Below are 10,485 nucleotides of genomic sequence, written 5' to 3' on the forward strand. Positions count from 1 at the left end.
ATGTTCGACAAAAACATTCTTACCTTTAATCCGGGCTGGGATCAAAACGCCCAGAACATGGATGAATTTACTGACGTTAGAAAGATCCAAAGCCAATTGCAGGCAGATGGTATAACGCTGATTAAAACAGCTGACGAGCAAAGCTCTGGGCCCGCCCATATTGTGCTGGAAGACCCGGATGGCAACCAGATTATGTTGGATCAGCATCGCTAATTTATCGTAACTTACTTTTATTTTTCACATCCTTATTGCTGTTACCTGCTAAGGCTGCACCAAAGTCTGTCAGTAAAACGCGTTTGAATACGTATTCATCTTGTGGTTGCACTAAAATGGGGTTATCAAAGATGCTAGGACAGCCTGATTAGCCCAAAAACAGTGCGAGACAGGCATAAAATTATACTAACAGCCTTGAGAGACCACCACCATGCAACTAAAGCCGAACCTGAGTTTCTGGCAAATTTGGAATATGTGTTTTGGATTCTTCGGAATTCAGTTCGGTTTTGCGCTGCAAAACGGTAACGTTAGCCGGATTTTTCAAACTCTTGGCGCCGATATGCAGCAAATCCCCATTCTGTGGATTGCTGCACCGTTAACTGGCTTGCTGGTGCAGCCGATTATTGGCCATTTTAGTGACAAAACCTGGACTACACTTGGCCGTCGCCGGCCGTTCTTTTTATATGGTGCCCTGGCAACGACTGCTGCCTTGGTACTTATGCCAAATTCGCCAACGTTATGGTTTGCCGCCGGTATGTTGTGGATTTTAGATGCGGCTATTAATGTCACCATGGAACCGTTCCGGGCTTTTGTTGGTGATAACCTGAATAAAAAGCAGCGACCAACGGGTTTTGCTATGCAAAGCTTCTTTATCGGGGTCGGCGCGGTAGTAGCTTCAGCTTTACCGTGGATGATGACTAACTGGTTCGGCGTTGCCAATACGGCTGCTGCCGGCATGATCCCGGATTCGGTGGTTTACTCATTTTACGCTGGTGGTGCCGTGCTATTCTTAGCGGTTGGCTGGACCATTGTTTCCAGCAAAGAATACAGCCCAGAGCAACTGGCGGCTTTTGATGCGGCCGAGCAGGCCGAATTTCCCAGTGCACCACCCGCTACTCCGGCAGCAAACTATTGGAAAAGCGGTGCGGCAGCAGTGATAATAGGGTTAATTGCACTGGTAGTGGTGGCTTACGGTAATTTAGATAAGCAATTGTATTTATTAGGGGCGTTGATTGCTGCCTTTGGTGTACTGCAATGGATAGCCAGCTGGTTTAAGCAGCGCGCCAATCGCAATATGTTGGTAGAGATTACCGACGATTTGTTTACCATGCCATCCACCATGCGCCAGTTGGCTGTGGTGCAGTTTTTCTCCTGGTTTCCGTTATTTGCCATGTGGATATACACGACGGCCGCGGTAACCAGTTATCACTACGGCACTACCGATACAACCTCAGTGGCTTACAATAATGGTGCCGATTGGGTTGGCGTATTATTTGCGGTATATAATGGTTTTGCTGCTATTGCCGCCTTGCTGATCCCGCTGCTGGTTAAAATTACCAGCACCCAGAAAGCTCATGCGATTAATTTGCTGTGTGGTGCAGCCGGCCTGTTTTCATTCTTTGTGATAAAAGACCCTGCCTTATTATGGCTACCGATGATTGGTATCGGTATCGCCTGGGCCTCTATCTTATCGCTGCCTTATGCCTTGCTGTCTAATTGCTTACCGGCCCATAAAATGGGGGTATACATGGGCATGTTTAATATCTTTATAGTGTTGCCACAGCTATTGGCAGCAGCCATTCTGGGCAGTCTGATCGGTTACTTTTTTGATGGCCAGGCCATTTATGCACTGGCTATTGGCGGCTGCTCTTATGTATTTGCAGCTCTGTATGTGCTGCGGGTGAAAACAGTAAAAGTGGAAAGTTAATTATGGTTAAAGTTTCGTTATCAGCTATCGCACTGGCGTTGGCGCTATCTGGCTGCTCACCGGCGCCGCAACAGGAGGTCGCTGATCAGCAACCCGTTACCGCTACTGCTGATACCAGCTCGCCGTGGTGGGACGACGCAATTTTTTATCAAATCTGGCCCCGCAGCTTTTACGATACCGATGGTGATGGCCATGGTGATTTTAATGGCATGACCGCCAAACTGCCTTATTTACAGGAGCTAGGCGTTACTGCGTTATGGTTGACTCCTATGTTTGAGGCACCGTCGTACCATGGTTATGATTTTACGCAGTTTTATCAGGTAGAAAGTGACTATGGCAGCATGGCTGAATTCGAAGCTTTTATACTGGCTGCTGATGCCAGAGGCATGAAGGTGATCCTGGATTTGGTGATTAACCATATCTCCAGCGAGCACGAGTGGTTTGTCCGTTCGGCCGCGGGTGAAGCACCCTATAAAGACTACTTTACTTGGCGCGACGATATGCCAGGGGCGGGCAGCGGCTGGGGCCATGCCTGGAGCGACAATGATAAACCCGACGCGGTCTGGCACTGGAACGAAACCCGCCAGCAATATTATTACGCCGCCTTTGGTGCCAGTCAGCCGGATGTCAATCTACGCCATCCCGATGTGATAGCTGAGATGGAAAAAATGGCCAAATTCTGGCTCGATAAAGGCGTGGCCGGCTTTCGGTTAGACGCCGTACGTTTTGCGATGGAAGGCGGCCCTAATGCCCAGGCGGATACCGCTGAGACTATTGCTTACTGGCAAAGTTTTAATCAGTTCGTGAAAAGCGTCAACCCAGAGGCCTACTTAGTAGGTGAAGCCTGGGTGGATATTCCGGTAGCAGCCCGCTATTTCGGCGATGGCAAAGGGCTGGATCAGGGCTTTGATTTTGAAGTGGGTTATAAAATTCTGGGCTTGTTACAGCAGAACACAGCGGGCGAAGCACAGTTTGGTACCATGCAGTCAAATCAGCAGCAGGTGGCTGATGCCTCGGTACTGACAGAAAACGTGCAGCAACGCATTGATTCTGTGGCGCCGCTAAGCTTTTTTGCACCGTTTCTAACCAACCATGATCAGGAGCGGGTAGCCTTTCAGTTAAAACAGCACGACAGCAAAGCCAAGTTGGCTGCGGCCATGTTATTCAGCTCACCCGGTACGCCATACATTTACTATGGTGAAGAAATTGGCTTAACCCAGGACCGTAGCGGCCACGATGTGTTTAAACGGGCTCCTATGCTGTGGGACAACAGCAAACAGGCAGGTTTTACCCAAAGTGACAACAACTGGGTCGAGCAACTGGAATTGTTTGGCGACAACTTTCCCAACTGGTGGCCGGATTTTCTGGTGAAGCAGCTAAAAGCTGAAGATCGCAGCGTGGCAGCTCAGCAAGCACAGCCTGATTCGGTCTGGCAACTGTATAAGTTTTTAATTGCTAATAAGAAACAGCGTCCGGAATTTGGCACCGACGGCAGCTATAATGTTAGCCAGCTTGAGAACGGCGTAGTGCAAATAATCCGCGAGCTGAACGGCAGTAAAACGCTGTTTGTGCTGAACTTAACCGAAAGTGCTCAGGATATCAGCAGCATTAGCCGTAGTGGCTTGAGCGCCAGCTGGGCATTTGATACTGATGGCGATAGCATAGCGGCTTATGGTTTGCTGGTGCTGCAAAGTCGCTGATAGTCAGTGGTCAGTCAGGTTGGCACAGTATGAATTTGCAGGGTGTGGTAGCCGCTTCAGCGGCTGCCACAGGACTGGCGGACAATCAGTTTAGGCTGGATATGGGTGCTGACAATAGCCTGGTTGTTAATAAGTCGCAGTACATTGTCGACCAGCATTTCACCGGCTAGTGAGGTGTCCTGCTGAATGGTGCTAAGCGCCGGGGTAGCAAATGATGCTACCGGAATATCGTCGAAGCCCATTACCGCGATGTCGGCCGGGATTTTATGCCCCAGCTGATGCAAGGCCCGCATCACACCGATAGCAATAATGTCGCTGGCACAAAATACCGCGTCAATCGGTTTACCTTGTTGTATTATGTGGCGGATAGCGTGGTCACCGGCATTTTCTGTGGAAATCGCATCGCACTGGGCAATATCAGATGGCTGAATGCCTGCAGCATACAGGGCATCGGTAAAGCCTTGATAGCGCTCAAAAAATTCAGGGCTATGTTCTGAAGCATTTCCAACAAAGGCAAAGTTTTTAAAGCCATTTGCCAGCAGGTGCTCACCTGCCAGTCTGCCGCCTTCACGATTGTTGCTGCGTATTGTAAACTCCGGATGGCCATGCACCTCTGCCCCCCAACAGACAAAGTGGGTTTCCTGTGCCAGCAGTTTTTCCAGTTTTTCCTCGTAATCGACGTAGTCGCCGTATCCCAGCAGAATAATACCATCGGCTTTGTTGCTGTCTTCATAGTCGGCATGCCAGTCATTACTAAGCTGTTGAAAGGAAACCAGTAAGTCTTGCCCCCGTTTAGCGCAAGCCCGGGTAATACTGCCGAGCATGGACAGAAAGAAAGGGTTAATTAATGACTCATCAGAAGTAGGGTCCTCAAACAACAACAACGCCAGGGTGCTGCTGCGCTGCTTGCGTAAATTACTGGCGTTTTTATCCACCTTGTAATTTAGCTGTTTAGCAATGGCATGCACCCGCTCGCGGGTTTCTTTGTTCACTTGCGGGCTGTCACGCAGTGCCCGGGACACCGTAGATTGAGATACCCCGGCCAGATAGGCAATATCAAAGGATGTCGCTTTGTCTTTCATCTTGTGCTCTGCTTATCCAGCGGTACAGCCCTGCAGCAAACTGCAGCAATCTGAACAGCGCATTATCGTTATAGTCGGCTCATCATAGATGGATTTAGGAGCAGATTCAATTTCGGTGTTGGTATCTGGTTTTAACCAGGCCGTCTGTGACAATTGAGGTAAATTTGTCAAACTATGTTATTTCTGTTTCGGTGCAGGCCTGCCCCTTGCTAAACTAGCTTGTCGCTTTTATCAGGTAAGCATTTGTGTTCAAAACGCCATTAAAAATTGTGTTATTAATGAGCTTGTTGCTAAGCAGCATGGCGGCTTCGGCTGCTGCTCCTACTTGCCAGGGCAATGACTGTATTGAACAGCAAAAACTGTATTTAAGCCTGGCACTGGGTTATGGCCAGCGCAGTAACCCGTTAAATGGCGGTAAAAACCTGGATTTAGTGGTCTTGCCTGAAATTTATTATTACAGCGAATACTGGTTCTTTGACAATGGCCGGCTTGGCAGCAGCGTTGCGCTGAGTGAGCGTACTCAGCTTAGTATTATTGGCCAGTTTAATCAGGAAAAAGGCTATTTTCAGCAATGGTTTAGTGGTAATTTGCTGCAGTTTGAAGCCAGTACAGTAGTGATGCCTCAGTTTAGTATTGCCTTTGAACGGCAGGCACCTTTTGAAGTTGCGGTCAGTCAGGTTTCAAAAAGACCAACCGCCTTTGATATCGGCTTGCAATTAGATACCGTCAGGCATAACACTTTATGGCATCTGGCCTACTGGACCGATGCCAGTAAGCAACATCATGGCCAGTACGCCAGTGTGGGGGCAAGACGGGGTTGGCAAAGCGCTTATGGCAACTGGCAGTTGTCGGCCAACCTGCATTGGAAAAGCGCCCAGTTAATAGACACCTATTATGGTTTAACGGCATTAGAAGTACCGCCAGGGCAGGAATATCTGGGGCGGGATAGCTGGCAGGCCGAACTTCGGTTAAACTGGAACAAACCATTAACAGAGCGGCTTAGTGTATTGATATTTCTTAGGTATTTACAGCTGGATAGCGCAATGACCGACAGCGCATTGGTACGCTCTGACCACGTTACAACCTGGTTTGGTGGCGTGAGTTACCGGTTTTTCTGATGTGGTTAGCACGGTGCGCATTCACCTTAGTACTTGGCGTGTCGGTATGCACTCAGGCCGAGGCTATTGCTGAAGATTGCACAGAGCCCCTGTGCTGGCAGGTGAGCCCGATAGTCTGTGTTGCCGACAAGTTGGAGCAAGGCTGTGAGACAGAGTTGCGGGTGATATGGTTTAGTGACACTCCCCGTACCGTTTGTTTATATCTGGCCGAGCAGCCAGAGCGTTGCTGGCAGGAAGCCACCAGTGGCCAGTGGCAGCAACAGGTTAACTGGCAAACGGGGTGGTTAAGCCTGCGCCAGCAACAGCAGGTATTGCTGAGTATCGAATTGCAGGTGTTAACCCGGCAACCCGCAAAGCGTCGCCGTATCTCCGGCGCATGGAGTATTTTTTAATGGCCAAGATCCTGTTAGTGGAAGACGATGCCCGGCTGGCCGGGTTGGTACAAAGCTTTCTGGTGCAACATGGTTTTACAGTGCAACAACAAAGCCGGGGCGACCTGGTGGCAGAGCAATGTAAACAATTCCAACCTGACTTAATTGTGCTGGATTTGATGCTACCTGGCCTGGACGGTTTTGGCGTATGCCGGCAAATAAGGCCGTGGTTTAAGGGGCCGGTATTAATGCTTACCGCCAGACAAAGTGATATTGACCAGGTCTTGGGGCTGGAGCTGGGCGCCGATGATTATGTGATTAAACCGGTTGAACCCAGAGTGTTGCTGGCCCGGATTAATGCCTTACTCAGGCGCACTCAGGTCAGCCCGCAAGCCGAGCAACAAGAGCTGGCATTTGGCCGTTTAATGTTAAAACAGCGTTCCCGTGAAGCCTGGTTTGATAACAAGCTGGTGGAACTGACCAGCTACGAATTCGATTTATTGTGGATGCTGGCGCGCCATGCGGGTCAAACCGTAAAGCGTGAGGCGATTCACCAGCAAATTATCGGTCGTGAATATGACGGCCTTGACCGCACGGTCGATGTGCGGGTATCGCATTTACGGCGCAAGCTGGGTGACAATGCCGAAGTGCCGTTTCGGATTAAAACGGTCTGGGGTAAAGGGTATTTGTTTGTCGCAGACGCCTGGTAACTATGCATCGCTTGTTTCTACACTTCTATTTGTTTTTATTCCTGGTCCTGATTGGCTTGGGTTGGACCGTTGATCAGTTGTGGCAATATGCGCAGGGCGATAAGTTACCTGCGCTGGTTGATACCCTGGCTGAGCAAATGGCGCTGGTTATGCGCTTACCCGAGGCACAATGGGCCAGTCATCTGGGGCTGCCTTATCAGGCAGTAGCAATGGATAGCGTAAGTTGGCAGCCTGCGGAGTGGCAACTATTACAACAAAATCATTTATTGCCGTTGTTTCAGGACAACAGTGTGTATTTTTATGGCCTGCGCAACGAGCAGCTGTGGCTGCTGGGGCCGCTGCAATTGAATGAACGCTCGGGGTTTGACTGGTTCAGTATTTTGTTTTTCAGCCTGCTGGCGGTTGCTGTAGCATTGTGGCTGTGGCCGGTTGCGCGGGATATTCGGTTTTTACAGCAAGGCCTGCAGCGATTTGGCAAAGGGCAACCTGCGGAATTACAGTTACCCGCCCGCTCGTTTATCGCGCCGATTGCCGATAGTTTTCAGCAAATGAGTCAGCAAATTATTTCGTTGCTGGAGCTGCAGCGGGAAATGACCCATGCCGTGTCACATGAGCTGCGCACCCCTATTGCCCGGCTGAAATTTGCCCTGGAAATGGCAGCGCAATTGCCGGAAAACGATAAAAACCTGATGCTGCAGGATGTCCGGGAGTTGCAGCAATTAGTAGACGAAATGCTGGACTATGCCAGATTGCAAAGCCATCAGCTGAATCTGAAAAAACAGCAGGTAGATCTAACCGAGTTAATTCATAATGTGGCGGAGAAACTGGCACCGCTGCCAGGGGCAACGATTGAGTTGCAACTGCCCGCAAGGGCATTATTTTATTGTGACGCGCACTATCTGGAACGGGCAATTCAGAATTTACTGGTCAATGCTAAGCGGTATGCTAACCAGAAAATTGTGGTCGATGTTAAAGCGCAGCAGGGCCAGTGGCGGATCAGCGTGCACGATGATGGCCCGGGCATTGCGGTTGAGCGCCGGGCGGAGGTATTGAAACCCTTTCACCGGCTGGAGCAAAGTCGCAATCGGGAAGAGGGTGGTTTTGGCCTAGGTCTGGCCATAGTCCAGCGCATTACGCAATGGCACCAGGGTAAGCTGATCATCGGCGACAGCCCGCTTGGCGGCGCCAGTTTTCAACTGCTGTTGCCGCTCAGTTAATGATGTTACTAACGCACTAACTGCCACTGTAGTTTATCCGGCAATAATAAACAGAAAATTAAGCCAGCAAATTAAGCCAGCAAATAAGAGTACCTGTTATGTCCCGTTCTGAGCCCTCTATCTGGTTGCTGATGCTATTGGCAGCGGTGGTCGCCACGACACCGTTGGCAATAGATATGTACTTGCCAGCCATGCCAATGATGGCCCTGCAGCTTGATACAAATATTGGTCTGGTACAGCAATCATTGAGTATTTTTTTGGCGGCATACGGCGTGGGGATGCTGCTGTTTGGACCGCTGGCCGATATGCTGGGCCGCCGGCCCCTGGCGGTGTTCGGTTTAACAGGTTTTATTCTGGCCAGTGTCGCCTTAAGCCAGGTAGAGAGTATTGAATGGTTTTTATGTTGGCGCGCGGTGCAGGCGCTGGCAGGGGCTGCAGCCTCGGTAGTGGTGCCTGGCATTATCCGCCATTTGTATCAGCAGCATACCGCTAAAGGTATGTCGTATGTCTCTATGATTATGATGCTGGCACCCCTGGTGGCGCCCGCGATGGGCAGTGGGGTTATCTGGCTGGCAAGCTGGCAGGCCATTTTTCTGTTTTTAGCGCTTTATGGTGCAGTGGTGGTATTTTTCAGCTGGCGTTATTTACCGGAGATCACCAGTTCTTACGGTCAGCAACGGCCGGCATTTTTCAGTGGTTACCGTAAAGTTTTCCGGCATAAAGCGGCCTGGCCTGATATTGCCAGTTCCATGTTTGCATCTTTCGCCTTTTTCTGTTTTCTAACGGCCGTATCCTTTGTATATATCGGCTATTTCGGGGTGAGCGAGCACATGTTCGGGCTATTGTTTGGCTGCAACGTATTGGCGCTGATGAGTGCAAACCTGCTAAACAGCCGGATGGTGGTGCGGTTTGGGCCCCAGCGGATGCTGCGCTTTGGTCTGATAGTGGCGCTAGTCTGTGCGAGTTTACTTTGTGTTTTTAACTATTCAGGAATGGGGTTGTGGTACACGGTATTTACCATCGCACCACTGATGGCCAGCCTGGGGTTAATGGCCACTAATGCCGACGCCATGATTATTATGCAGTTCCCGGATAACAGCGGCACCGCGACTGCGGTTATTGGCACCCTGCGCTTTGGCAGTGGCGCCTTAGCCGGGCCCTTGCTGGCCTGGTTTTATACCGGTGATGCCCTGCCTTTTTCGATGCTGATGTTAGCTGGGGTGCTGGCGATCGGTCTGAGCCAGTTGTGGCGCCAGGTTTTGCACTCTGGCGCTGCTGCAGCTAAGCCAGAGTAAAAGATACTCAGGCTCAACCCTAGCCTGCAGCGTTGACGTTAATCAAAAACCGAGGTTTTTCAGGAAGTCATCGTCCACTGCTGGCTCAACATCCACGGTATTTTCCTGGCGGTATTGCTGCGCATTAGCCAGAATATCGTCCGGGTGTTCCTGTTCAGATTTTTCAAACTCCTGCAATTGAATAAATTCGGTTTTATCCATCGCCAGTTCCATGTAAAAAATATTATGCTCTGGAGTGCTGAACGTAACGCGTCGGGCCTGAGGTTGATCAAGCTGGGTGTTAATCAGAATTTGGACTTGTTTATTAATCGCCATCATTTTCGGCTGGCTTTGATTAATCGAGGTGTGTAAGTCAAGGCGGACCTTGTTGGTGAAGTCACCGACGATCTGATTCATCAGTTCGCCCATCACGTTGCCCACTTCATCCGAGGTATGAAATTGCGCCAGCTCATTTTCCGGCATACCCATACTCATCATGTATTTACGGTAAATTTCCAGTGCGGCCGGTGCCGTAAAGTTAATAATAACCAGGCCGGAGAAACCGCCGTCAAATAACACGAAGCAGCCAAGATCAGGTCGCAGGCAGGTTTTCTGAATTTTCTGGACCATAGGTGAGTGACTGATCGCCGGGTTGCCAGCGGCTGACAGCACACCGTTAACTGCCTGACAAAGCGTCAGCAGAATGTCGTCAGTCGTAATAATACGGGTTTTTTTCATTTTATTATCCAAGGACTATTTTCTGACAGTATAAGCCCTTATCAACAACAAACACTAAATTTTGCAAGCACCGCCGCTACATTCGTCGTCGTCGTCACCAAATTGTGGGTCAGCCGCTTTTGCTTCGGCTTCCGCTTGCTGTTTCGCCAGCGCTGCTGCTGCGCCATCAAAATCAAGGTCATTTAAATCAGCATCAAAATCAAAATCAGACATCATACTCGCTCCTGTTAGTTGTGCTCAGTGTAGCAAACAGCGCATCGCGATTAAAACAACCCTGCACAATTTAAGCTAACACCCCGGCACTATTTCCAACCGGGGTTGATTTCGCCGCTGCTGATTCCTTGCTATTATAGC

At 49.9% G+C, this 10,485-nt stretch carries 11 protein-coding genes; 8 read left to right on the top strand and 3 right to left on the bottom strand.

Annotated features, from left to right (window positions below):
* The 3 genes from ABY802_RS14250 to ABY802_RS14260 all read left to right on the top strand — a co-directional run.
* Positions 1-213, top strand: a 213-nt coding sequence (locus ABY802_RS14250; protein WP_372627793.1) for a VOC family protein, incomplete at its 5' end; no start/stop codon positions are given.
* Positions 214-424: 211 nt separating this feature from the next.
* Entirely contained in the window at positions 425-1,921 is a 1,497-nt protein-coding gene (locus ABY802_RS14255; protein ID WP_372627794.1) for an MFS transporter, read from the top strand.
* Between the two features lie 2 nt (positions 1,922-1,923).
* Positions 1,924-3,621 (top strand): alpha-amylase family glycosyl hydrolase, encoded by a 1,698-nt coding sequence (locus ABY802_RS14260; RefSeq protein WP_372627795.1) that lies wholly within the window; start codon positions 1,924-1,926, stop codon positions 3,619-3,621.
* 56 nt (positions 3,622-3,677) lie between these two features.
* Here the strand turns inward: ABY802_RS14260 and ABY802_RS14265 are convergent, their stop codons facing one another.
* Positions 3,678-4,703 (bottom strand): LacI family DNA-binding transcriptional regulator, encoded by a 1,026-nt coding sequence (locus ABY802_RS14265; protein ID WP_372627796.1) that lies wholly within the window; start codon positions 4,701-4,703, stop codon positions 3,678-3,680.
* Positions 4,704-4,948: 245 nt separating this feature from the next.
* On the opposite strand from ABY802_RS14265, the gene ABY802_RS14270 reads away from it, so the two are divergent.
* From ABY802_RS14270 to ABY802_RS14290, 5 genes are all read left to right on the top strand, one after another.
* The gene (locus tag ABY802_RS14270) at positions 4,949-5,821 is read left to right on the top strand and encodes a MipA/OmpV family protein (RefSeq protein WP_372627797.1); all 873 of its coding nucleotides are present in this window, start codon (positions 4,949-4,951) and stop codon (positions 5,819-5,821) included.
* Entirely contained in the window at positions 5,821-6,213 is a 393-nt protein-coding gene (locus ABY802_RS14275; protein ID WP_372627798.1) for a DUF3019 domain-containing protein, read from the top strand. The genes ABY802_RS14270 and ABY802_RS14275 overlap by 1 nt, the downstream gene beginning before the upstream one ends.
* Positions 6,213-6,902 carry a winged helix-turn-helix domain-containing protein gene (locus tag ABY802_RS14280; protein ID WP_372627799.1) on the top strand — a complete coding sequence of 230 codons (690 nt, stop codon included), beginning with the start codon at positions 6,213-6,215 and terminating at the stop codon, positions 6,900-6,902. Before ABY802_RS14275 ends, ABY802_RS14280 begins: the two co-directional genes overlap by 1 nt.
* A gap of 2 nt (positions 6,903-6,904) precedes the next feature.
* Positions 6,905-8,119: an ATP-binding protein gene (locus ABY802_RS14285; RefSeq protein WP_372627800.1), complete on the top strand. Its 1,215-nt coding sequence runs from the start codon at positions 6,905-6,907 to the stop codon at positions 8,117-8,119.
* Between the two features lie 98 nt (positions 8,120-8,217).
* Complete coding sequence (locus tag ABY802_RS14290) at positions 8,218-9,414, top strand: multidrug effflux MFS transporter (RefSeq protein ID WP_372627801.1); 1,197 nt, start codon at positions 8,218-8,220, stop codon at positions 9,412-9,414.
* Positions 9,415-9,456: 42 nt separating this feature from the next.
* Here ABY802_RS14290 and ABY802_RS14295 read toward each other — a convergent pair whose 3' ends face one another.
* Both ABY802_RS14295 and ABY802_RS14300 read right to left on the bottom strand, forming a co-directional pair.
* Positions 9,457-10,131 carry a DUF3334 family protein gene (locus ABY802_RS14295; protein WP_290610076.1) on the bottom strand — a complete coding sequence of 225 codons (675 nt, stop codon included), beginning with the start codon at positions 10,129-10,131 and terminating at the stop codon, positions 9,457-9,459.
* A gap of 54 nt (positions 10,132-10,185) precedes the next feature.
* The gene (locus ABY802_RS14300; RefSeq protein WP_372627802.1) at positions 10,186-10,347 is read right to left on the bottom strand and encodes a hypothetical protein; all 162 of its coding nucleotides are present in this window, start codon (positions 10,345-10,347) and stop codon (positions 10,186-10,188) included.
* Positions 10,348-10,485: the final 138 nt, after the last annotated feature.

It is taken from the genome of Arsukibacterium sp. (genome assembly GCF_041616895.1).
Taxonomy (GTDB): domain Bacteria; phylum Pseudomonadota; class Gammaproteobacteria; order Enterobacterales; family Alteromonadaceae; genus Alishewanella.